The organism is [Actinomadura] parvosata subsp. kistnae (genome assembly GCF_900323885.1).
GTDB lineage: Bacteria > Actinomycetota > Actinomycetes > Streptosporangiales > Streptosporangiaceae > Nonomuraea > Nonomuraea composti.
Window position 1 is genome coordinate 1,900,103 of record NZ_OOHJ01000022.1, and the last position, 22,191, is coordinate 1,922,293.

Consider the following 22,191-nt stretch of genomic DNA (forward strand, 5'->3'; position numbering starts at 1 on the left):
TGCGGCCCCGCCGAACCGTGCCCACAGACCTCAGATGAGCGCGTGCGGCTCCGCCGAACCGTACTCGACCAGGTGCGCCGCCCCCAGGAGCCAGCGGTCCTCGTCGCGCACCCGCACGTAGCCGAACCGGTCGGCCGAGAAGACCTTGATCCCGTCCGTGCGGCACTGCCGCATCAGGACCTCGTCCCAGCCCTCGGTGAGGTCGGCGAAGCCCAGCTCGCGCAGCGCGTTGCGGCGGGCCAGCAGGGTGCCGCCGGTGATCTCCGGCAGGTACGTGTACTCGGCCTCCGGCTGCTTGAGCAGCGTCGCCTGGGGCTTGCGCAGGTGGGCGTAGAAGGCGGCCTTGCCGACGATGTCGGCCGTGCTGAACAGGAACGCCCGCCGCAGGTCCGACAGGTAGTGGGGGCCGTAGACGTCACGCGGGTCCATGACCGCGACGAGGTCGGCCTCGCACAGGTCGATGCCCGCGTTCAGCATGGCGCCCTCGGTCATCGCCGCGTGCGGGCGGCGGTGGATGACCTCCACGTCCGGCAGCACGTCGCGGGCCCGCAGCTCGGCCTCGGGCGGGCCGATGACGATGAGCTGGTCGACCCCCGACTGCTTGGCGACCTGGGCCAGGGCGTGCTCCATCAGGTACGGGTCGAGCACGGGCAGCAGGACGGAGGTGTTCAGGGTCGGCCGGGCACTGGGCAGGCCGATGGCGTCGAGCAGCTCGTCGATGCGCTCGCTCATCGTGCCCATCGCGTACGCCCGCCGCAGCGCCACGTGCGCCCGCCGGTCGTCGGCCTCGGTGCCGATGGGCGTGCCGCAGGCGGCGATCTCGGCCAGCCGCCACTGCGGGGTGCCGGGCGGGCAGTCGGCGGCGGCGGGCCAGCGGTAGGAGGTCAGGACGTCGGGGTACGACAGGTGCTCCGGCAGGAGCTGGTCGAGCGTGAGCACCCGGTCGATGCGGCCCCCCGCCAGCGGCAGCGGGTTGTGCACGCGGGGCTGCACGCCGAACTGGAGCCGGGGCCAGGCCACGGTCAGGTCGGCGGTGAAGCGGTGCTCGAACAGCTCGGCCGCCGCCGCGTACGCCGACACGTCGCCCTTGGTGTGCCAGAACACGGTGCGGATGCCGCGCTCGGCGCACCAGGCCAGCAGCGCCTTGAGGCCCTCGCCCGGCTCGCCGGTGATCTCCTCGGCCCACGGGCCCTGCGTGACGGACTCGACGACCAGCAGGTGCGGCACCTCCAGCGGCAGCACCCGGGCGAAGTCGCGGGGCGTGAAGCCGGTCGTCTGCCGCCACTCGTAGCGCAGCAGCGCCTCGGCGTGCGGGTCGGCGATCACGGCGGCCGTCAGGTGCGGGCGGGTGTTGGGGCCGGTCGGCACGCGGAACGGCTTGAGCTTGAACGAGGCGCCGTTGAGCGTCCTGGTGTTGCTGGTGGCCTGGAAGGCGGCTCCCGGGCGCTCGTCCTTGGGCTTGGCGGTGCCGGCGATCAGCTTGCGCTTGGGGGCGGTGGGGCGCTTGACGGGCTTGGCGGCGCCCTTGAGGCCCCTGGCGAGGCGGACCGGGTTGCTCTTGCCGCTCTTGATGGCGTCGCCGAGGCGGCTCCAGCGCGCGACCTTCATCGACGAGAGCTTCCACTGCGCCACCTCGGCCTGGAAGCGCTGCTCGGCCAGCTCCCTGCGCAGCTTGTCGGAGGTGGCCTGCTCGGCGGCGAGCAGCCGCTCGGTCTCGCTGAGCTGCTCGGCCAGCGCCTTGGCCGCCTCGGCGCTCTCCTGCGCCGCGGCCAGCTCGGCCTGGGCGGCGTCCAGCAGCCTGGCCAGCTCGGCGGCCCGCTCGGCCTGCGCGATCGCATCACGCAACGCCCGACGCGTGCTCTCCAGCTCGATAGACACCAGCCCTCCTTCGTCGGTCCGGCGTCGAGACACTGCGTCTCATGGTTTCCTCGCTACGCGAGCAAACCGGACCTCCGCTCTCGTAGCCCGCCAAAGGATACTCTTTGGCGAGAAGCGTCTCGAAGGGATTGAGATCCGGTGCAGTTCAACGTGCGGCCCTATGTCTGCGGCGCTCTAGGCCGGATCGACACCGCCGTCCTCGGCAAGCTGATGGCGGCGGGCCCCAAGGTGCGGCCCGCCCTCCAGTCGGGCGACGCGGCCCTGTTCAGCTCCACGCCGCTGCCGCCCTACCACCGCGCGGGCGACACGTACGCCTTCGCCTGGGGCGAGCGCGGCCCCAAGGCGGCCGAGGACGAGTGGATCACGGTCGCGGAGACGTACGAGACTCCGGGGCTGATCGGCGACGGGCGGAAGGTGACGTTGCACACGGGCGCGCTGGGCCTGGTGGACGTCTATTACGTGCGGCTGGGCGAGGCGGTCTACTTCTCGTCCCTGATCCAGCCGCTGCTCAGCCTCGTGCCCGTGCGGATCGACTGGTCGGCGTGGGCGTCGATACTCCAGGTGACGTTCCCGCTGGGCGAGGCGACGCCGTACACGGAGGTCAAGAGGCTGCCGGGGGCGAGCGCGCTGACGTTCGAGCACGGCCGGCTGGCGACCGAGCGGCGGCTGCCGCGCTGGCTGCGGACGGAGCCGTACGAGAAGTGGATCAGCCCTCAGGAGATCGTGGAGCTGCTGCACGGCGCCTACGAGGGGTACGCGGGGCGCGACCTGCTGGTGCCGGTCAGCGGCGGCTACGACTCGCGGCTGCTGGCGAGCGTGGCCGTGGCGGCCGGGTTCGACGTGGAGTCGTGGACGACGAGCCCCGACGACGGCACCGACACCGACATCGCCTTCGCCCGCGCGATCACGCGGGAGCTGGGCATCCCGCACCGGGTGATCACGCAGGATGCCGCCGACTATCCGGCCGACGCGATGGAGGTGGCGCGCCGGCTGGAGTACCTGACGCCGCACCACGCCTGGTACGCGCCCTTCGCCAAGGAGGTGCACGGCGCGGGCCGGATCCTGGTCGACGGGCTGGCGGGCGGGCCGCTGCTGAAGAACTTCATGGTCAGCGGGGCCGCGCTGGAGGCCACGACGCAGGCGGAGCGGTCGGCGGCCGTGCTGGCCTCGCTGTCGCTGGGGCAGCCGACGCAGCCATTCCTGTCGAAGAAGGCGGCGCAGTGGATGGAGGAGACGGTGCGCGAGCAGTTCGAGGCGGCGACCTCGATGCTGCACGGGCACCGGGCGGAGCTGCCGCTGTCGGTGCTGCACACGAGGACGGTGCGGGGCATCGCGCGCTCGGCGGTGAACCTGGTGGGCCCGGAGGCGTCGTTCGCGGCGCCGTTCATCCACCCGGACTTCTTCGACGCGGCGCTGTCGGTCGGCGTGGCGCGCAAGGACAAGGGCCGCTTCTACCGCGAGGTGCTGTACGCGGCCAATCCGCGGGTGGCCGCTCTGCCCTCGACGAACGTGATCAAGCAGCCGCTCCGGCGGGTGCCGCTGCGCTCGACGGCCGCTCCGGCGCGCGGCTATGCGCACCGGATGCTGGAGGTTTTGGTCAACCGGGTGCCGACCCTGCTGTCGGATGAGCTGCACGAGGTGGTGGCGGGCGGGCCCGACGCGCTGACCAGGTTCAACGGCTGGAACGATCGATTCTGGGTGCGCGGTCTGGTGCTGTTCGGCCTGTGGCTGAGCGACTTCGAGAACGACCTCTCCGACCTGGCCACACCTTTTTAGTGAACTCTGGGTAACAGGGCGATTACATCCCGATCTCGCGGGTATTACACGTCGCACAGCAGAAGCGGGTTCCGGAAAGCCAACGGGCTGGTAGTGTTCGGCCCGTAAGCGCCGCACAAACGGGCACCAGATCACAAATCCGGTCCCGTTCGAGGGCAGTGGAGTTCGCAGGGATGACGACTCCACGCGGCGCGGTCACCAGATAACAACGCCGGGGCAACCGGTGACTTCGTCCTGCCCACATCTCTTCCTGTGAGCGACATCATGATCAACGCATCCCCATTGCCGGAGCCGATCTCCGAGGCCTTCGTCTCGGAGGACCCAGCCTGGTACAAGCGGGCGGTGTTCTACGAGGTTCTCGTCCGGGGGTTCAAGGACTCCAACGGCGACGGCACCGGCGACCTGCGCGGCCTCATCGAGAAGCTGGGCTATCTCGAGTGGCTGGGCGTGGACTGCCTGTGGCTGCTGCCCTTGTACGAGTCGCCGCTGCGCGACGGCGGATACGACATCTCGGACTACATGAAGATCCTCCCTGACTTCGGGGACCTGGGGGACTTCGTGGCGCTGATCGAGAAGGCCCATGAGAAGGGCCTGCGGATCATCACCGACCTCGTGATGAACCACACCAGTGACCGGCACCCCTGGTTCCAGGCGTCCCGTCACGACCCCGAGGGGCCGTACGGCGACTTCTACGTGTGGTCCGACCATCCCGGCGGCTACCCCGACGCGCCGATCATCTTCATCGGCGCCGAGGAGTCCAACTGGACCTACGACCCGGTGCGCAAGCAGTACTACTGGCACCGCTTCTTCCACCACCAGCCGGACCTGAACTATGACAACCCGGCGGTGCAGGAGGCCATGCTGGAGGTGCTGCGCTTCTGGCTGGACCTCGGCATCGACGGCTTCCGCCTCGACGCGGTGCCGTACCTGTTCGAGCGCGAGGGCACCGCGTGCGCCGGGCTCCCCGAGACGCACGCGTACCTGAAGAAGATCCGCGCGGAGGTCGACCGCCTCTACCCCGACCGGGTGCTGCTGGCCGAGGCCAACGGCTGGCCCGAGGACGTGGTGGAGTACTTCGGCGACCCCACCACGGGCGGCGACGAATGCCACATGGCCTTCCACTTCCCGCTCATGCCGCGCATCTACATGGCGGTCAAGAAGGAGACCAGGGAGCCGATCTCCGAGATCATGTCCCGCACGCCCAAGCTGCCGGAGAACGCGCAGTGGGGCATCTTCCTGCGTAACCACGACGAGCTCACGCTCGAGACGGTGACCGAGGAAGAGCGCGACTACATGCACAAGGAGTACGCCAAGGACCCGCGCATGCGGGCCTACCTGGGCATCCGCCGCCGCCTGGCCCCGCTGCTCGACAACGACCGCGACCGGATCGAGCTGTTCACCGCGCTGCTGCTGTCGCTGCCGGGCTCGCCGATCATCTACTACGGCGACGAGATCGGCATGGGCGACAACATCTGGCTGGAGGACCGCGACTCGGTCCGCACGCCGATGCAGTGGAGCCCCGACCGCAACGCCGGGTTCTCCTCGGCCGACCCCGGCCGGCTCTACCTGCCCGCGGTCATGGACCCGATCTACGGCTACCAGGCGGTCAACGTGGAGGCCCAGCAGCGGCACGAGGGGTCGCTGCTGCACTTCACCCGCAAGATGCTGGAGATCCGCCGCCGGCACCCGGTGTTCGGCGTGGGCGCCTACACGGAGATGTGGTCGTCGAACCCGTCCGTGCTCACGTACGTGCGCGAGGACGGCGACGACATCATGCTGTGCGTCAACAACCTGTCGAAGTTCCCGCAGCCGGTGGAGCTGGACCTGCGGCGCTTCGAGGGCATGACGCCGGTCGAGGCCAGGGGCGGCGTGCCGTTCCCGCCGATCGGGGAGCTGCCCTACCTGCTCACCCTGCCGGGGCACGGCTTCTACTGGTTCGCGCTGAAGAAGCCCGAGGCCGACTTCAGCGAGAGGTGACCGGCACCTGGGCACGGGCCGCGCGGCGCGCCGGGATGAGCGCGACCGCGAGGGCCGTGCCCACGGCGACCAGCACCGCCACCACCAGCGTCAGGGGCGACGGCGCGCGGCCGATGCCCGCGCCGACGCCGCTGGTGTGGCCCTGCCAGTCGATGAGCCCGGTGACGACCGAGACCCCCGCCGCGGCGCCCACGCCGACGCCCAGCACGACGAGCAGCCCCGTGCCGGTCACGAGCGTGGCCATGACCTGGCGCGGGGTCAGCCCCATGGCCTTGAGCACGGCCAGGTCGAAGGCGTGGTCGCGCAGGCCCAGGGCGCTGGCGGTGAGCAGGTTGGCCAGGCCGATCAGGGCCAGCACGGCGATCAGCGCCACGATCACCACCCGGATGACCGACAGCCGGTCGGCCGGGTTGACCGCGGCCTGCACGTCGAGGCCCTCCTGGGAGCTGGCCAGCAGCCGGCCGCGCACCTCCTGCGGGTCCGCACCCGGCTTGAGCGCCAGCGCGTAGTACTCCGGCGGCACCGCGTCCTTGGCGGCCAGGCTGTCGAGCCCCACCGAGAGCACTTCGCCGTCCTGCTCGGGCTCGACGGTCCGGCCGACGATCCTGACGATCAGCGGGGTGCCGCCCACCGTGAGCCGCACCCGGTCGCCGATCTTGAGGCCGAGCAGGTCGAGCAACCCCTGCCCGGCGACCGCCTCGCCCTGGCGGGCGTACATGCGGCCCTCGGCCACGGGGAACGGGTAGGGGCTCGTGGAGCTGCCGATGGCGCGCACCCGCACCGAGCGGGCCTCGCCCGGCGCCAGCGCGTTCACGTCGGTGCCCGGGTAGACCTCGGCGACGTCCTTGTCCTGAGAGGCCAGGCGCTCGGCGACGGCCGGCTCCTCCTTGCCCGGCTTGACGTACAGGGCGGCGTGCTGGCCCACCTGCTCGGGGTGGGCCAGGAAGTTGTCGAGGGTGGCCCACACGCCGAGCCCGATCGTGATCATCATCATCGGCACGGCCAGCCCGAACGCCGTCAGGAACGCCGGGACCCGCCGCGTGAAGGCGTCGCGGGTGCCGAGGACGAGGGCGGGCGGCAGGCGGACGAGCAGGGCCAGGCGGGCCAGCCGGGACAGGTGGCCCCGGGGCGGCGCGGCGGGCGCGGCCGGGATCGGCGGCGTGCGGCCACCCCGCCAGGCGGGCACGCCGACGGCGGCCAGCACCGCCAGCGCCGTGCCCCCGACGATGGCCAGCACGGGCACGGGCGCCACGGAGGCGGCGCCGAGCATCGCCGCCATCACGCCCCAGCCGGCGAGCGTGCCGATGGCCACGCCGAGCAGGCCGAGCGCGCCGTGCTCGGCCAGGAGCAGCAGCGCGAGCTGGCCCCTGGTGAAGCCCATGGACTTGAGCGTGGCCAGGTCGCGGAGCTGGCCGAGCACCCGGCCGCCGGCGGCGTTGGCCAGCGCGAGCGCGGCGGCCACCAACCCGACCACGCCGAACAGCGCGAGCAGCGTGCCCAGCAGCCGGTTGTCCAGCTCCATGGCGGCCCTGACCTCGCGCCAGGTGTAGACGCGCTGCAGGCGGTCTTCGAGCAGCACGACCGCGCGTTGCGAGACGACCTGCGAGGCCTCGGGGTCGGCCAGGCGCAGCCCGGTGACCCACTCGCTGCGGCCCAGCATGGGCTCGACGCGGTCGAGCATGAGGGGCAGCACGTAGGCCAGGCCCGGCGTCCACTCGGGGTAGAAGCCCTGGTCGGCGGAGTCGGCGATGCCGCGCACGTACAGCGTGTGGCGCTCGCCGTTGATCGTGATGATGGTGAACGGCGCGCCGATGCGCAGCCCCAGCGAGCGGGCGAACGAGCGCTCGACCACCACCCCGTCGGGCTGCGACGGGTCGAGCCACCGGCCCTCGGCCACCACCGGGTGCGCCACCGCCGGCGGGGTGGCGGGCATGGCGCGCAGCGAGGCCGGCTCCTTCTTGCCGTTCTGGGCCACGGTGACGGGCGCGGAGCGGTAGGGGCCGGCGGTCTGCGTCACGCCGTCGATGCCGCCCAGCGGCACCTGGGGGCTGTCCTTGGTGTAGATCCAGACGTGGGCGCCGTCGGTCTGGGCCGACAGGCTGCGCCACGGGTTGGTGCTGTCTTCGAGGAGGGTGGCGGCGGTGATCAGCGCGGCCACGATGCCGGCCACGGCCAGCACGGTCAGCACCGCCTGCCCCGTCCTGGCCCGCAGGTCGGCCCTGATCCACCGGCCACCGGCCAGGAGCGTGCTCATCGGAGGTCGATCACCTCGCCGGCCGTCCGCGTGCGGCGGCGGGCGATGCGGCCGTCGTCCACGATCTCCCCGTCGAACAGCGACACCAGCCGGTCGGCCAGGCTCGCCACGCGGGCGTCGTGGGTGACCATGACGATGGTCTGGCCCTGCTTGTGCACCTCGCTCAGCAGGCGCAGCACGTCGCGCGTGTTGCGGCTGTCGAGGTTGCCGGTGGGCTCGTCGGCCAGCAGCAGGCTGGGCTCGTTGGCCAGCGCCCTGGCCAGCGCGACCCGCTGCTGCTCGCCGCCGGAGAGCTGGGCGGGCGCGGCGTCGGCCCGGTCGGTCAGGTTGAGTGCGGCCAGCAGGCTCTCGCGGCGCTCGCGGGCCACCTTGGGCGAGGCGCCGGCCAGCAGGGCGGGCAGCTCGACGTTGTCGCCCACCGTCATGTTGGCGACCAGGTTGAAGAACTGGAAGACGAAGCCGATCTTCTTGCGCCGCAGCAGCGCCCACGCGCTCTCGGAGAGCGTGTCGACGCGCTTGCCGTCGAGCCAGATCTCGCCGCTGGTGCGCGCGTCGAGGCCGCCCAGCATGTGGACGAGCGTGGACTTGCCCGAGCCCGACGGGCCCATGATCGCGACGAACTCCCCCGGCTCGACCTGGAGATCCACCCCGCGCACGGCGGGAACGGGCACCGCGCCATCCTGGTAGATTTTGACCAGATTGACCGTTTTCACAACCGGGCTCATGCCAGATCCTCCTGGCAGCGTTCGAGCCAGTCAAGATCTGCCTGCAGATGCAACATGGCCCCTTCGATGAGCAGCATCGCCACCCGATCGGTCGGCGCGGTGCTGCTGAGCAGGTCGTTCAGGTCGCTCATGAGCGAAAGATAGTGGCGGCGCTGCCGGCTGATCAGCGCCATCCGGTCGGCGATGCCGGTGAGCGGGGCGAGCACGAGCTTCATGAAGAACTCGTCGCGCACCCTCGGGCCCTCGGTCGGCTCGTCGACCCAGGCTTCGAGCGACTCGCGGCCCTTCGCGGTCAGATAGTAGACCTTCTTGTTGGGCCGGTTGGACTGCTCGACGTCGACCGCCCGCACCAGGCCGTCCTTCTCCAGCCGCCCCAGCGTCACGTAGATCTGCCCGATGTTGGGCGAGGGATAAGCGCTGCCGAAGGTCTGCTCGAGCGCCTGTTTCAGCTCGTAGCCGTGGGCAGGCTCTTTCGCCAGGAGCGCCAGCAGGTGAGGCCGCACCGCTCTCCCTCCTCGCTCTGTTACGTACGCGTTACAGAGCAATCCGTTGACCTACAGATTACCGCTGTGCATAACATGAATGCATCTACCTAACACGTATGTAAAAAGACCTGAACACGGAGGAAACAGGGTGTTTCGCCTGCTGCCGATGCTTCTGGCCGTGACCCTGGCGGCCGGCTGCTCGGCGGCGGGCGACGAGGGCGGCGGCGAGACGGGGACGGGCGGAACAGGCCCGATCACCTTCGCCACCGGACGCGACACCACGGCGTACCTGCAACCCCTGCTGGATCGCTGGAACCAGGCCCACCCGGCCGAGAAGGTGACGCTGCTGGAGCTGCCCGAGGCCGCCGACGAGCAACGCGCGCAGATCGCGGCCAACCTGCAGGCCCAGAGCAGCCGGTACGACGTGCTGGGGCTCGACGTCGTGTGGACTGCCGAATTCGCGGAGAACGGCTGGATCATCCCCCTGGAGCGCGGGTTGTTCCCGCTCGACAGGTTCCTGCCGCCCGTCGTGGAGACGGCCGTCTACAAGGACAAGCTCTGGGCCGTTCCGTACACGAGCAACGCCGGGCTGCTCTACTACCGGAAAGACCTGGTCAAGAAGCCGCCCAGGACGTGGGCCGAGCTTCGCGACCAATCACGCGAAATCACGAAAAAGCATGACATAGGAGGGTATGCGGGGCAGTTCCTGGCCTACGAGGGGCTCACGGTCAACTTCTCCGAGGCCGTGCAGTCGGCCGGCGGAGAGATCCTCAGCCGCGACGGCACCGAGGTGACCCTCGACCCGGCCAAGGGCGGGGTCGCACTCGACTTCCTGCTCCAGGGGCTGCGCGAGGGCTGGATCCCGCAGGAGTCGCTGAGCTACAAGGAGGAGGAGACGCGCCTGGCCTTCCAGGAGGGCAGGCTGGCCTTCGCCCGCAACTGGCCGCACGCGTACGGACCGGCCAGGGCCGAGCTGGGCGGCAAGCTGGGCGTGACCCGGCTGCCCGGGCTCGACGGCCCCGGCTCCAGCACGCTGGGCGGCGCCAACCTGGCCATCAGCGCCTTCTCCAAGCACCAGCACACCGCGCAGGAGTTCATCCGCTACTTCACGAGCCTGGAGAACGAGCGCCGGGTCCTCACCGAGGGCTCGTTCCCGCCCGTGTGGACCGAGCTCTACGACGACCCCGAGCTCATCAAGCGCTTCCCCTACCTGCCCGTGCTCAAGGAGAGCATCCTCGCCGCCCGCCCGCGGCCGGTGAGCGCGAACTACAACCAGCTGAGCCTGGTGATCGCCAGCTCGGTCGCCAAGGCGCTCGGCAACCCTTCCCCCGAGACCGCTGACGACGTCGCGGCCTCCATGAAGTCCGAACTCGAAGAGATCATCAGAACCCAGTGAGGCAGCCATGCGAAAAGGCAGAGCAGCAGCGATCCTGGCCGGGCTCGCGGTAGCCGTCGCCGCCTGCGGCAACGCGCCGACGACGACCGAGCCCACGGCGTCGGGCTCGGCGTCGGCGAGCGGCGGCGGCGCCAAGCCGCTCCAGGGCGTCAAGCTCGAGGTGGCCGCGAAGTGGACCGGCGCCGAGCAGAAGAACTTCGAGCAGGTGCTCAAGGCCTTCACCGAGAAGACCGGCGCCGAGGTCACCTACGCCTCCACCGGCGAGGACACCGGCGCCTACCTCGGCCCGCGCATCCAGGGCAAGAACCCGCCGGACGTCGCGATCCTGCCGCAGCCGGGCCTGGTGCAGCAGTACGTCGAGCAGAACGCGCTCAAGCCGCTGACCCCCGAGGTGGTCAAGGAGGTCGACACCAACTACACGCCGTACTGGAAGGAGCTCGGCTCCGTCGACGGCAAGGTGTACGGCGTGCTGGTCAAGGCCGCGCACAAGTCGCTGGTCTGGTACCGGTCGCAGGCGTTCGAGGACGCGGGCGTGCAGCCGCCCACCAACTGGGACGAGCTGGTCAAGGCCGCGCAGACCGTCGCCGACTCCGGCACCCCGCCGTTCTCGTTCTGCGGCGCCTCCGGCTGGACGCTGACCGACCTGTTCGAGAACGTCTACCTGTCCACCGCGGGCCCGGAGAACTACGACAAGCTCTCCAAGCACGAGATCCCGTGGACCGACCCGACCGTGGGCGCGGCCCTGGAGAAGATCGCGCAGATCGCCGGCAAGGCCGACTACCTGGTCGACGGCACCTCCGGCACCATGCAGACCGACTTCCCCACCTGCGTGACCAAGGTCTACGGCACCGACAAGGCCGCCATGGTGATCGAGGCCGACTTCGTGGCCGTCGAGGCCGTGAACGCCGGCGCCAAGGTCGGCGAGGAGGCCAAGTACTTCCCGTTCCCGAAGGCCGGTGACACCACCCCGGTCGTGCTGGGCGGCGACGTGGCCGTGGCCATGAAGGACTCCCCCGGCGCGATGGCGCTGGTGCAGTTCCTGGCCTCAAAGGAGGGCGGCGAGGTCTGGGCCAAGCTGCCCGGCTACCTGTCGCCGAACAAGAACGTCTCGCCCGACAACTACCCGGACGAGCTGACCAAGCAGCTCGGCCAGACGATCGTCTCCGCCGGCGACGCCGTCCGCTACGACATGTCGGACCTGGCCCCGAGCGCGTTCGGCGCGACCGACGGCAAGGGCGAGTGGAAGGTGCTGCAGGACTTCCTGCGCAACCCGAGCGACGTCAAGGGCACCCAGGAGGCGCTCGAAGCAGAGGCCAAGAAGGCCTGGAAGTAAAGAGGTAAGGCCGTGACCGAACGGTTGAACGGCCGGCAGGACCCGCCCGCGGCCAGCTCCGCGGGCGGCACCTCCACCGGACCGGCTGAAACCCCCCGCACCAGAAAACGCCTCGGCCCCTCGCCGGCGGTCGCCATCGCCTTCCTCCTCCCCGCGGCCCTGCTGCTGGGGATCTGGGTGGTCTATCCGATCGTCTACTCCTTCGTCCGCAGCCTCTTCGGAGCACAGAACTTCTCCGAGTTCGTGGGGCTCGGCAACTACATCTCGATCTTCACCGACCCGGGCACGCTGACCACGATCCGCAACAACCTGATCTGGGTCATCGTCGCGCCGATCATCGTCACCACGCTCGGCCTGATCTTCGCGGTGCTGACCGAGCGCATCAAGTGGGCGACGGCGTTCAAGCTGATCGTGTTCATGCCGATGGCGGTCTCGCTCATGGCGGCCGGCGTCATCTTCCGCCTCGTCTACGAGCAGAGCCCGGACAAGGGCCTGGCCAACGCGGTGCTCACCACCGTGGCCGACACGTTCTCCTCCTCCCAGGGCTACCCGGCGGCCCGGCCGCGCGAGGGCGACCAGTCGCCGGTCGCGGCCCAGGACGGCGGGGTCGTCACCAAGCAGCCGGTCCAGGCCGGGCAGCCGGTGCTGATCCCGATCGTCGGCGTCAAGCCGGAGGTCATGCCGTCCAACGCGCAGACCGCCAAGACGCCCGCCGGCGAGGGCCTGTCGGGAGTCGTCTGGTTCGACTTCACGCAGGGCGGCGGCGGCCGCAACGGCGCCGTGGACGGCGCCGAGAAGGGCCTGCCGGGCATGACCGTCGAGGCGGTGCAGAACGGGCAGGTGGCGGCCACCGCGACGACGGCCGAGGACGGCTCGTTCCGCTTCGAGGGCCTGGCGCCGGGCTCCTACACCGTACGGCTGCCGAAGTCGAACTTCGAGGCGTCGTACGGCGGCCTGCAGTGGCTGGGCCCGACGCTCATCACCCCCGCCATCATCGGCGCGTTCGTCTGGGTGTGGGCCGGGTTCGCCATGGTGCTGCTGGCGGCCGGGCTCGCGGCGATCCCGCGTGACGCCCTGGAGGCGGCCCGCATCGACGGCGCCACGGAGTGGCAGGTGTTCCGCAGGATCACCGTGCCGCTGCTGTCGCCGGTCCTGCTCGTCGTCTTCGTGACGATGATCATCAATACGCTGAAGGTGTTCGACCTGGTGTTCATCATCGCGCCGGCCTCGGTGCAGCCGCAGGCGAACGTGGTCGCGCTGGAGATGTGGCGCGTGTCGTTCGGCGGCGGGAACAACCAGGGACTGGGCAGCGCGCTGGCGATCTTCCTGCTCGTTCTGGTCCTTCCCTTCATGATCATGAACATCCGGCGGTTCAGGAGGGGAGAGTCATGACGACCGCGACAGCGGCGGCGCCGTCCGCGAAGCCGTCCGGGCTGGAGTCGGGAGCGCCGCGCAGAGGTCTGGTCAGCAGGATCGTCGACCGGATCGGCAGTGGCGCCGTCCAGGTGATCATGATCCTGCTGGGCCTGTTCTGGCTGGTGCCCACGCTGGGCCTGCTGGTCGTCTCGCTGCGGACGAACCAGGTCAACAGCGCCGAGGGCTGGTGGACGATCTTCACCAAGCCGGCCGAGCTGACCATCCAGAACTACGCGAACCTGCTCGGCAGCGGGTTCACCGCGTCCTTCTGGAACACGGTCCTGATCACGGTGCCGACCACGGTGCTGGTGATCGGCATCGCGGCCATGGCGGCGTACGCGTTCGCGTGGATGGACTTCCCCGGCCGCGACACCGCGTTCCTCGTGGTCGTCGGCCTGCTGATCGTGCCCATCCAGATCGCGCTGATCCCCATCGCCTCGTTCTACGGCGCCACGGGGATCTTCGGCAGCATCCCGGGCGTGGTGCTGTTCCACGTGGCGTTCGGCCTGCCGTTCGCGATCTTCCTGCTGCGCAACTTCTTCGTCGGCATCCCGGCCTCGCTGCTGGAGGCCGCGCGCATGGACGGGGCGCCGGAGTGGAAGATCTTCGTGTCGGTGGTGTTCCCGCTGGGCAAGCCCGCCATCGCCTCGCTGGGCATCTTCCAGTTCCTGTGGGTGTGGAACGACATGCTCATCGCGCTGGTCTTCGCCGACACCGGCAACCAGCCGATGACCAAGTATCTGCAGTCTCAGATGCGGCAGTTCGGGTCGAACACCGACATCCTCTCGTCGGGCGCCTTCATGTCGCTGATCATCCCGCTGATCCTGTTCTTCGCCTTCCAGCGGTACTTCGTGCAGGGCATGATGGCCGGCTCCGTGAAGTGAGGTAGGCGGCCTCGCGTGCGCGTTACGGCGGGCGCCCCCTCTCGGGGGTGGGCACCCGCCGTAACGCCCATTCGGGCATTTTCGATGCTTTTTCATGAAGCGTCTTCTCGCTCTCACCGCAGCAGCCTTCCTCGCGCTTCCGCTCACCCCCGCCACCGCCTCCCCGGCGGGCACGCCCGGCGCACCCAGCGCGGGCGACCCGTACTTCCCCGGCCAGGGCAACGGCGGCTACGACACCCGGCACTACGACCTCACCCTCGACTACGACCCGGCCTCCGGCCGCCTGTCCGGCCGCGCCGCCATCTCCGCGCAGGCCACGCAGGCGCTCAGCCGCTTCAACCTCGACCTCGCCGACACGCTGACCGTGCGCTCCGTGACCGTGGACGGCAGGCCCGCCTCCTTCACGCAGAGCGGCTCCGAACTGGTGGTCACGCCCGCCAGGACCCTGCACGACCGGCGCGGCTTCTCCGTCGTCGTCCGGTACGACGGCACCCCCGCCCACGTCCTCGACCCCGACGGCTCCATGGACGGCTGGATCAAGACCGGCGACGGCGTCTACAACGCCAACGAGCCCCAGGGCGCCCTCACCTGGTACCCCGGCAACCACCACATGACGGACAAGGCGACGTACCGCTTCACCGTGACCGTGCCCGCCGACCGCGTGGCCGTGGCCAACGGCGACCTGGTGCGCAGGACGTCGAAGGGCGGGCGCGCGACGTACGAGTGGAACGCCCGCGAGCCCATGGCCAGCTACCTGGCCACAGTGTCGATCGGCACGTTCGACCTCACCGACCGCCGCGTCGGCCGCTACCGGGTCACCACCGCCGTGGACCCGCAGGCCAGGGGCGACGCGACCGGGTTCGCCGAGCGGCACCCGCCGGTGCTCGACTACTTCGGCGAGCTGTTCGGGCGCTACCCGTACTCCTCGACCGGCGGCATCGTCGACAACGCGCCCGAGGTCGGCTACGCGCTGGAGACGCAGACCCGGCCGCTCTACCCGCGCGTGCCCAGCGAGTCGCTGCTCGCGCACGAGCTGGCCCACCAGTGGTTCGGCGACTCGGTGACGCCCACGCTGTGGCGCGACATCTGGCTCAACGAGGGCTTCGCCACCTACGCCGAATGGCTGTGGGCCGACAAGCTCGGGACGCGCACCGTGCAGGCCGCCTTCGACGAGGCGTACGCGCGGCCGGCCGACGACGAGTTCTGGCAGACGCCGACCGCCGACCCCGGCGGCCCCGAGAACCTCTTCCACGACCCCGTCTACGACCGCGGCGCGATGACGCTGCACGCGCTGCGGGGCGCCACCGGCGACGCCGCGTTCTTCGCGATCCTGCGGGCGTGGGCCCGCGAGCACCGCTACGGCAACGCCGACACCGCCGCCTTCATCTCCCTGGCCGAGCGGGTCTCGGGCAAGGACCTCGGGGCGCTGTTCGACGCGTGGCTGTTCAAGCCCGGCAAACCGGCGTTGTGATCATTCTGGTACGGCTTGTCCCCGGGTTCGGGCCGCAAGCCGTACCAGACCTGACTAAGCTCAACGGCCATGGCCGGTCGTCCGTTGAACGAAATCGTCGAAGCGGGATGGGCGCGCGCGCTCGAGCCCGTGTCCGAGCAGATCTCCCAGATGGGAGAGTTCCTGCGCAAGGAGATCGCCGAAGGCAGGCAGTACCTGCCGGCAGGCGCCCACGTGCTGCGTGCCTTCACCCAGCCCTTCGACGAGGTCAAGGTGCTGATCGTGGGCCAGGACCCGTACCCGACGCCCGGCCACCCCGTCGGGCTGTCGTTCTCGGTGGCGCCCGACGTGCGGCCGCTGCCCGGCAGCCTGCTCAACATCTTCAAGGAGATGGAGACCGACCTGGGTCTCCCCCGTCCCGCCAACGGCGACCTGACGCCGTGGGCCGAGCAGGGCGTGCTGCTGCTCAACAGGGTGCTCACCGTCATGCCCGGCAAGCCCGCCTCGCACCGGGGCAAGGGCTGGGAGCAGGTCACCGAGCAGGCCATCCGCGCTCTGGTGGCGCGCGACAAGCCGATGGTGGCGATCCTGTGGGGCCGCGACGCGCGCAACCTGGCGCCCATGCTCGGCGAGGTGCCGCGCATCGAGTCGGCGCACCCGTCCCCGCTGTCGGCGCGCAGCGGCTTCTTCGGCTCGCGGCCCTTCAGCCGGGCAAATGAGCTGCTCGTCAAGCAAGGCGCGGCACCTGTCGAGTGGAAGCTGCCCTAGCATCGTCGCCATGAGTGATGAACCGAAATTCCTGCGCCTGACGGTCGAGCTGACCGTGGAGGTGCTCGACATGGACGCGCTGCAGGCCGCGGCGCTGGCCGAGATCAGGCACCCCGACGCCGACCTGACGGAGGAGGAGCGCACCGAGCAGGCCGAGCTGGTCGGCTCCGACGACTCCGGCGCCTCGGCGCTGCAGTGGCTGATCGAGCCCGACCACGTGCTGGGCCTCGTCGAGCACATCAGCGAGATCGAGCCCCGCGAGGCCGTGCTCGGCGTCGAGCCGTCCGAGGGGCCGAGCGAGGAAGAGGACGACGAAGAGCACGACCACGCGTGACGTACGGCGGTGGCCACGACGTTCCAGGGGCGTCGTGGCTTTTCGCTTTCCTGGGTAAGGAGTTCTCATGATCGTCGCTTTCTCCATCACCCCGCTGGGCGTCGGCGAAGGGGTCGCCGAGCCCGTCGCCCGCGCCGTCAAGGTCGTGCGCGACAGCGGGCTGCCCAACCGCACCGACGCCATGTTCACCACGATCGAGGGCGAGTGGGACGAGGTCATGGACGTCGTCAAACGCGCCGTGGACGCCGTGGCCGAGGTCGCCCCCCGGGTCAGCCTCGTGCTGAAGGGCGATCTGCGCGAGGGGGTCACGGACGGCATGACGTCCAAGATCGAGTCGCTGGAGCGCCACCTCTCCTGACATTTCGCGATATATCTTGACCCCTCCTTGGACGCGTCATATCGTGTTGCTCGTCGCAAACGCGATACTACGCGTGCTCGGAGGTGGTTTCCATGGAACGAGTGCCCGTCCTTGTGGTCGGCGGCGGCTACGCCGGCCTGAGCGCCGCGGCGCTGCTGGCCTGGCGGGAGGTGCCCGTGACGCTCGTCGAGCGGCGTCCGAGCACCTCCGTGCAGCCCAAGGCGTTCGGCATCGGGCCGCGGGCGATCGAGCTGCTGCGCCCCCTTCCGGGCATCGAGGACGAGCTCGCCGGCATCTGGGCGGGCATCGGCGACGGCATGCGCATCGCGATCGCCCGCGACCTCGCCGACCCCGAGCCGCACCTGATCAGCGACGGCGGGCAGGCCGAGTACGCCGCCCTCGCCGAGCTCACCCCCGCCGCGCCGGTCGGCGCGCCGCAGGCCGACGTCGAGCGCGTGCTGCGCGTCAAGGCCGAGGAGCTGGGCGCCGACCTGCGCTTCTCCACCGAGCTGGTCTCCCTGGAGCAGGACGACGACGGCGTCACCGCCCTCGTCCGCGGCAAGGACGGCGACCGCGTCATCCGGGCCGACTACGTGGTGGCCGCCGACGGGCACCACAGCGAGCTGCGTACCGCGCTGGGCGTGCCCACCTCCGGCCACGGCACGCTGAGCCGGATGTGCTCCATCATGTTCGACGCCGACCTGTCGGAGCTGGTGCGCGAGCGCGAGGTCACCCTGTGGTACGTCCGCAACGACACCCTCACCGGCGCCCTCGTGACCGGCGCCGGGGCCGGGGCGCACGTGCTCGGCGTCCACCAGGCCGCCGACGAGGGCCCCTTCACCGCCGAACGCTGCGTCGAGCTGGTCCGCGCGGCGACCGGCCGGCCCGGCCTGGACGTGCGGATCCTCGACCGGGCCACGTTCGGCATCGCGCACGTGCTGGCCGGCAGCTACCGGGCCGGGCGCGTGTTCCTCGCCGGCGACGCCGCCCACACCATGCCGCCCACCGGCGGGCAGGGCGGCAGCACGGCCCTCCAGGACGGCGCCGACCTGGCCTGGCGGCTGTGGCTCGTGCTCACCGGGCAGGCCGGGCCCGCGTTCCTGGACACGTACGACGCCGAACGCCGCCCCGTCGGAACGCTCACGGCCGACGCGCAGCTCGCCGAGCTCGGCGCCCGCATGCCGCCCGCCGCCCGGATCGGCTATCCCGAACGGCTCCCCGACCCCCTGCACGCCCTGCTCGGGCACCGCTACCACTCCACCGCCATCCTCGACGAGCCCGGCGACGACGGCTCCATCCTGGAGGACCCGCGCCTGGCCGGCGGCAAGCCCGGCAGCCGGGCGCCGCACATCGTCCTCGACTGGGACGGGCAGCGCCTGTCCACCATCGACCTGTTCGGATCCGGGTTCGTGCTCATGGCGGCCAAGCGGGGGTCGCAGGCGTGGATGGAGGCGGGGCGGCAGGTCAAGGAACGGCTCGGGGTGCGGCTGACCCGGCTGCCCATGGACGACGAGCTGCTGGACGTGGAGGGGCGGTTCGAGGAGCGGTACGGCGTCAGCGGGGGCGGCGCCGTGCTCGTGCGGCCGGACGGGTACGTGGCCTGGCGCTCACCGGGGCCGGTCACGGACCCGGCGGCCACGCTGGAGCACGTGCTCCGCCAGATCCTCAGCCGGCCCGCTTAGCTTTTGGGGCGGATCCGCAGAGGGCCCGCTTAGAACAGTTTCAGCTGCCCTGTCCGCTGCGCCCGCGCCTCCCCCACCCGCAGCGCCACGACGGCGGCCAGCAGCAGCGTCGCCGACAGCCCCGTCAGCGTCACCAGCTCCCCCGCCAGGTCGCCGACCCCCTGCCCGTCGAGCAGCGCGCCCCGCACGATCGCCAGGCTCCCGGTCAGCGGCAGCACGGAGCCGGCCGCCCGCACCAGCTCCGGCAGCGCGGACGTCGGCAACCGCACCCCGCTCACGAACCACATCGGGTCGTCCAGCAGCGTGTAGACGAACGCCGAGTCCCTGGAGAAGATCAGCAGGCTGTTCAGGAACGCGCCCCACGCCACGGCCGGCACCAGCAACGCCAGGAAGACCACGGCGTACATGCCGGGATGCGCCACGTTCACCACCCCGAGCCACCAGAACATGGCCACCGAGAAGCTCACGAACAACCAGACGTTCTGCACCAGCGCCCCGAACCCGTTCGCGATCACCACCACGAGCCGGTTGGCCGGCGACAGGAACAGCAGCTCCAGCGTCCCCGACTGCCGCTCCATCGAGAAGTGCCAGGACGACTGCACGAGCGAGAAGAAGAACGTGAACCCCAGCGTGCCGGTCGCGAGGAAGGCGAGCAGCCGCGGCCCGCCCGAGTCGCCGCCCTGGAGGGGGTGGAGCATGTAGTACGCCTCGGCGAGCTGCAGCAGCGGCCAGACCAGCATCGAGAACAGCACGAGCTTGCTGCCGAAGATCTGCCGGTGCTGCTTGAGCGCCTCGGCCCTGAGCACCCGCAACGCATGCCTCACCTGGCCACCTGCGCCATCGCCACCGCGCTGCGGTCGTTCAGTGCCAGGATGGCGTCCTCCAGGGAGGGCTCGGCGATCTCCAGGCCGGTCAGTGTGCCGCCCGCCGCGACGATCGCCATGGTGAGCGCGCCGGCCACGTCCCCTGGGCGGGACAACTCGACCACCCCAGCGGCACTGTCGACGCGCACGGCGGGATCGAACGCGAGCGCGGCGGCCTCGACCTCCGGCGTCAGGCCGGACACCTCCACCCGTACCGTGCGATGGCACCCGGTCTGGGTGATCAGCTCGGCGGGAGTGCCCTCGGCGAGGTGGCGGCCGTCGCCGATCACGTACACGTGCTCGCAGAGCTGCTCCACCTCCGCCAGGTAGTGGCTGGTCAGCAGCACGGCCTTGCCGCCGCGGGCCAGCTCGGCCACCACCTTGCGCAGGTCGCGGGCGATCGGCGCGTCGAGGCCGAGCGTGGGCTCGTCGAGCAGCAGGTAGTCGGGGTCGTTCACGAGGCCGCGGGCGATCGACAGGCGCTGCGTCATGCCGCGCGAGTACCGCTCGACCCGGGTGCCGGCCGCGTCGGTGAGGCCGACGAGGTCGAGCAGCTCGTCGATGCGCGGCTTGAGCACGCGGCTCGGGATGTCGTAGAGCTGGCCGAAGTACCAGAGGTTCTCGCGGCCGGTCATGCGGGCGTACACCATGCGCTCGCCGCCGGCGATCAGGTTGATCCGCTTGCGTACGGCGTGCGGCTGCCTGACCGGGTCGAGCCCGCCGATCCGCACCGTCCCCTCGGTCTGCCTGAGGAGCGTGGCCAGGATCTTGATGGTGGTGGTCTTGCCGGCGCCGTTCAGCCCGAGCAGGCCCGTGACGCGGCCCTGGGGGACGACCAGGTTCAGGCCGTCCACGGCGGTCTTGGCGGCGAAGCGTTTGCGCAGGTCGTGCGTCTCGATCATCAGTAACTCCGTTCCATGGCCCTGCGCTCAGCCCACGGCATGGCGAGGAACCCGGCGGTCGTGTAGAGCAGGCCGATCAGGAGGGTGGCGGCCAGGCGTCCCGGGTCGACGCCGGTGCCGGCGTTGAAGACGCCGCGTACGACGTCCATGGCGGCCGTCACCGGCACCACCTCGCCGAGCCACTGCAGCGCCTCGGGCAGGTACGGCCTCGGGAACGTGAACCCGGACAGCACGGCGATGGCGTAGAAGACGCTGTTCTGGGTGATGTGCGCCTCACCTGCGACGATCATCACGTTGCTCAGCACCACCGACATCCCGAACACGGCCAGCGCCAGCCCCGCCACCGCCAGCAGCCCGTCTCCCCAGCCGGTCGGGGCCAGCCGCACCCCGAGCAGCGTGGCGCAGCCGAACAGCACCGCGACCTCCAGCGCCACGGCCGTGAACGAGAACATCGAGAAGCCGGCCAGGTACGGCAGGCGCCGGGCGGGCGCCACGATCAGCGCCCCCATGGTGCCCTCGCGCTGCTCCTGGATCATGGCCTTGCCGGTCCACAGGATGCAGTGCTTGACGAACATGAGCGCCGCCGCACCGACGGCGATGTACGCCAGGTAATCCCCCGTCCCCGACTTCTCCCGAAATTCCGCCCCCACCTCCCCTCCGCCCAGCACCCGCAGCCCGAGATAGGCCAGGCCCATCGTGAGTACGCCGAGCAGGAGGTTGCCCACGAAGTACGTCCACGGGTAGGCCCGTCTCGTCACCAGCCACGACCGCCGCAGGGTCGCCCATGCCACCACCATAAGTCTCCTTTGGGAACTGACTCAGTTTCTATCAGAGACTCACGATCGGGTAAAGTCACGTCATGGTCAGAGAGCTACGCGAGCAGGACGCCCAGTGCTCCATCGCCCAGGCCGCCTCCGTCATCGGCGACTGGTGGAGCCTGCTGATCGTCCGCGAGGTGACCCGCGGCCACCGCCGCTTCGACGACCTCCTGCGCGAGCTCGGCATTTCACGGAAAGTCCTGACCGAACGGCTGAAACACCTGGTCGAGCACGGGGTGCTGGCGCGGCGGCCGTATCAGGCGGGGCCGGTGCGGCACGAGTACGTCCTGACGGAGACCGGCTGGGCGCTGGCGCCGACGCTGGTCAGCATGCAGGACTGGGCCGACCGCTGGCTCCTGGGGGACGGGTCGTCAACGGGCGCGCCCCGGGAGGGCGGAACGGAGCAGGCCCGCGTACGCGCCCTCCTCGGCACCCCCGTCCCCACCCCTCTCCTCCTCCCCGCCACCCTCGAGCCCACCACTTCCAGCACCCTCCCAAGCGCCGATCCGACCACCTCCGCCGATGTGACCCATCCACCCCAGCTCGACGTGGTCGCCGACACCGCCACCGCCACCATCCTGTTCACCTATCCGTCAACAGGCGTGGCCACCTCCCTCCCCCCGAACTGGGACCAGGTGCCGGGAGCAGTCGGCTGCACCCTGGAAAACCGCCTGTTCCGCGACCGCTTCCCCGCTCTCACCGCCGCCGGCGTCACCGTCCACGGCGTCAGCACCCAACGCCCCGACGAACAGGCCGCCTTCGCCACCGCAGAATCGATCCCCTTCCCCCTGCTCTCCGACATGGACCTCCACCTGACAGCGGCCCTCCGGCTGCCCACGTTCCGAGCAGGTCAGGACCTGAAGCTCAAACGCCTCATCCTGGTGATCGACCG

Annotated in this window: 19 protein-coding genes; 12 read left to right on the forward strand and 7 right to left on the reverse strand. The window is 70.6% G+C overall.

Annotated features, from left to right (window positions below; all coding sequences use genetic code 11):
• Window positions 1-30: 30 nt before the first annotated feature.
• On the reverse strand, window positions 31-1,878 hold the full coding sequence (locus KIS93_RS51375) for a hypothetical protein (protein WP_230465547.1): 1,848 nt from the start codon (window positions 1,876-1,878) through the stop codon (window positions 31-33).
• Window positions 1,879-2,016: 138 nt separating this feature from the next.
• On the opposite strand from KIS93_RS51375, the gene KIS93_RS51380 reads away from it, so the two are divergent.
• Together KIS93_RS51380 and treS are read left to right on the forward strand one after the other, a co-directional pair.
• Entirely contained in the window at window positions 2,017-3,654 is a 1,638-nt protein-coding gene (locus KIS93_RS51380) for an asparagine synthase (protein ID WP_080042529.1), read from the forward strand.
• Window positions 3,655-3,918: 264 nt separating this feature from the next.
• Window positions 3,919-5,631 carry a maltose alpha-D-glucosyltransferase gene (treS, locus tag KIS93_RS51385; protein WP_080047201.1) on the forward strand — a complete coding sequence of 571 codons (1,713 nt, stop codon included), beginning with the start codon at window positions 3,919-3,921 and terminating at the stop codon, window positions 5,629-5,631.
• On the opposite strand, the gene KIS93_RS68000 is transcribed toward treS, so the two are convergent.
• Genes KIS93_RS68000 through KIS93_RS51400 form a run of 3 tightly spaced genes read right to left on the reverse strand, consistent with a single transcriptional unit; the run spans window position 5,618 to window position 9,113 of the window.
• On the reverse strand, window positions 5,618-7,885 hold the full coding sequence (locus KIS93_RS68000; RefSeq protein WP_080042530.1) for an ABC transporter permease: 2,268 nt from the start codon (window positions 7,883-7,885) through the stop codon (window positions 5,618-5,620). The two genes, treS and KIS93_RS68000, sit on opposite strands and share 14 nt — an antisense overlap.
• Window positions 7,882-8,610, reverse strand: a complete 729-nt coding sequence (locus tag KIS93_RS51395) for an ABC transporter ATP-binding protein (protein ID WP_080042531.1) — start codon at window positions 8,608-8,610, stop codon at window positions 7,882-7,884. Before KIS93_RS51395 ends, KIS93_RS68000 begins: the two co-directional genes overlap by 4 nt.
• Window positions 8,607-9,113 (reverse strand): PadR family transcriptional regulator, encoded by a 507-nt coding sequence (locus tag KIS93_RS51400; protein WP_080042532.1) that lies wholly within the window; start codon window positions 9,111-9,113, stop codon window positions 8,607-8,609. Before KIS93_RS51400 ends, KIS93_RS51395 begins: the two co-directional genes overlap by 4 nt.
• 148 nt (window positions 9,114-9,261) lie before the next feature.
• On the opposite strand from KIS93_RS51400, the gene KIS93_RS51405 reads away from it, so the two are divergent.
• The 9 genes from KIS93_RS51405 to KIS93_RS51445 all read left to right on the forward strand — a co-directional run bounded on the left by KIS93_RS51405 (window position 9,262) and on the right by KIS93_RS51445 (window position 18,716).
• Window positions 9,262-10,491 (forward strand): ABC transporter substrate-binding protein, encoded by a 1,230-nt coding sequence (locus tag KIS93_RS51405; RefSeq protein ID WP_080047202.1) that lies wholly within the window; start codon window positions 9,262-9,264, stop codon window positions 10,489-10,491.
• A gap of 7 nt (window positions 10,492-10,498) precedes the next feature.
• The gene (locus KIS93_RS51410; RefSeq protein ID WP_080042533.1) at window positions 10,499-11,824 is read left to right on the forward strand and encodes an ABC transporter substrate-binding protein; all 1,326 of its coding nucleotides are present in this window, start codon (window positions 10,499-10,501) and stop codon (window positions 11,822-11,824) included.
• Between the two features lie 12 nt (window positions 11,825-11,836).
• Window positions 11,837-13,216, forward strand: coding sequence for an ABC transporter permease (locus KIS93_RS51415; protein ID WP_080042534.1), 1,380 nt, complete (start codon window positions 11,837-11,839; stop codon window positions 13,214-13,216).
• Window positions 13,213-14,124, forward strand: a complete 912-nt coding sequence (locus KIS93_RS51420) for a carbohydrate ABC transporter permease (protein WP_080042535.1) — start codon at window positions 13,213-13,215, stop codon at window positions 14,122-14,124. Before KIS93_RS51415 ends, KIS93_RS51420 begins: the two co-directional genes overlap by 4 nt.
• 94 nt (window positions 14,125-14,218) lie before the next feature.
• Window positions 14,219-15,595: a M1 family metallopeptidase gene (locus tag KIS93_RS51425; protein WP_080042536.1), complete on the forward strand. Its 1,377-nt coding sequence runs from the start codon at window positions 14,219-14,221 to the stop codon at window positions 15,593-15,595.
• 69 nt (window positions 15,596-15,664) lie between these two features.
• Window positions 15,665-16,342 carry a uracil-DNA glycosylase gene (locus KIS93_RS51430; protein ID WP_080042537.1) on the forward strand — a complete coding sequence of 226 codons (678 nt, stop codon included), beginning with the start codon at window positions 15,665-15,667 and terminating at the stop codon, window positions 16,340-16,342.
• Window positions 16,343-16,352: 10 nt separating this feature from the next.
• Complete coding sequence (locus tag KIS93_RS51435) at window positions 16,353-16,676, forward strand: hypothetical protein (RefSeq protein ID WP_080042538.1); 324 nt, start codon at window positions 16,353-16,355, stop codon at window positions 16,674-16,676.
• A 67-nt stretch (window positions 16,677-16,743) separates the two neighbouring features.
• Window positions 16,744-17,034, forward strand: a complete 291-nt coding sequence (locus tag KIS93_RS51440; protein ID WP_080042539.1) for an MTH1187 family thiamine-binding protein — start codon at window positions 16,744-16,746, stop codon at window positions 17,032-17,034.
• Between the two features lie 92 nt (window positions 17,035-17,126).
• Complete coding sequence (locus KIS93_RS51445; protein WP_080042540.1) at window positions 17,127-18,716, forward strand: FAD-dependent monooxygenase; 1,590 nt, start codon at window positions 17,127-17,129, stop codon at window positions 18,714-18,716.
• A 29-nt stretch (window positions 18,717-18,745) separates the two neighbouring features.
• Here KIS93_RS51445 and KIS93_RS51450 read toward each other — a convergent pair whose 3' ends face one another.
• Genes KIS93_RS51450 through KIS93_RS51460 form a run of 3 tightly spaced genes read right to left on the reverse strand, consistent with a single transcriptional unit; the run spans window position 18,746 to window position 21,278 of the window.
• The gene (locus KIS93_RS51450; protein WP_155128466.1) at window positions 18,746-19,540 is read right to left on the reverse strand and encodes an ABC transporter permease; all 795 of its coding nucleotides are present in this window, start codon (window positions 19,538-19,540) and stop codon (window positions 18,746-18,748) included.
• The gene (locus tag KIS93_RS51455) at window positions 19,537-20,481 is read right to left on the reverse strand and encodes an ABC transporter ATP-binding protein (protein ID WP_080042541.1); all 945 of its coding nucleotides are present in this window, start codon (window positions 20,479-20,481) and stop codon (window positions 19,537-19,539) included. Before KIS93_RS51455 ends, KIS93_RS51450 begins: the two co-directional genes overlap by 4 nt.
• On the reverse strand, window positions 20,481-21,278 hold the full coding sequence (locus KIS93_RS51460; protein ID WP_080042542.1) for an ABC transporter permease: 798 nt from the start codon (window positions 21,276-21,278) through the stop codon (window positions 20,481-20,483). The genes KIS93_RS51455 and KIS93_RS51460 overlap by 1 nt, the downstream gene beginning before the upstream one ends.
• Before the next feature lie 62 nt (window positions 21,279-21,340).
• On the opposite strand from KIS93_RS51460, the gene KIS93_RS51465 reads away from it, so the two are divergent.
• The coding region (locus tag KIS93_RS51465; protein ID WP_186404901.1) for a winged helix-turn-helix transcriptional regulator at window positions 21,341-22,191 on the forward strand (851 nt) is incomplete at its 3' end.

What these genes read in the sequence shown, in the direction of transcription:
- treS (WP_080047201.1), top strand. Translation starts at nt 3,919, where the DNA reads ATGATCAACGCATCCCCATTGCCGGAGCCGATCTCCGAGGCCTTCGTC.
- KIS93_RS51395 (WP_080042531.1), bottom strand. Translation starts at nt 8,610, where the DNA reads ATGAGCCCGGTTGTGAAAACGGTCAATCTGGTCAAAATCTACCAGGAT.
- KIS93_RS51455 (WP_080042541.1), bottom strand. Translation starts at nt 20,481, where the DNA reads ATGATCGAGACGCACGACCTGCGCAAACGCTTCGCCGCCAAGACCGCC.
- KIS93_RS51425 (WP_080042536.1), top strand. Translation starts at nt 14,219, where the DNA reads ATGAAGCGTCTTCTCGCTCTCACCGCAGCAGCCTTCCTCGCGCTTCCG.
- KIS93_RS51420 (WP_080042535.1), top strand. Translation starts at nt 13,213, where the DNA reads ATGACGACCGCGACAGCGGCGGCGCCGTCCGCGAAGCCGTCCGGGCTG.
- KIS93_RS51405 (WP_080047202.1), top strand. Translation starts at nt 9,262, where the DNA reads ATGCTTCTGGCCGTGACCCTGGCGGCCGGCTGCTCGGCGGCGGGCGAC.
- KIS93_RS51435 (WP_080042538.1), top strand. Translation starts at nt 16,353, where the DNA reads ATGAGTGATGAACCGAAATTCCTGCGCCTGACGGTCGAGCTGACCGTG.
- KIS93_RS51430 (WP_080042537.1), top strand. Translation starts at nt 15,665, where the DNA reads ATGGCCGGTCGTCCGTTGAACGAAATCGTCGAAGCGGGATGGGCGCGC.
- KIS93_RS51445 (WP_080042540.1), top strand. Translation starts at nt 17,127, where the DNA reads ATGGAACGAGTGCCCGTCCTTGTGGTCGGCGGCGGCTACGCCGGCCTG.
- KIS93_RS51460 (WP_080042542.1), bottom strand. Translation starts at nt 21,278, where the DNA reads ATGGTGGTGGCATGGGCGACCCTGCGGCGGTCGTGGCTGGTGACGAGA.
- KIS93_RS68000 (WP_080042530.1), bottom strand. Translation starts at nt 7,885, where the DNA reads ATGAGCACGCTCCTGGCCGGTGGCCGGTGGATCAGGGCCGACCTGCGG.
- KIS93_RS51410 (WP_080042533.1), top strand. Translation starts at nt 10,499, where the DNA reads ATGCGAAAAGGCAGAGCAGCAGCGATCCTGGCCGGGCTCGCGGTAGCC.
- KIS93_RS51440 (WP_080042539.1), top strand. Translation starts at nt 16,744, where the DNA reads ATGATCGTCGCTTTCTCCATCACCCCGCTGGGCGTCGGCGAAGGGGTC.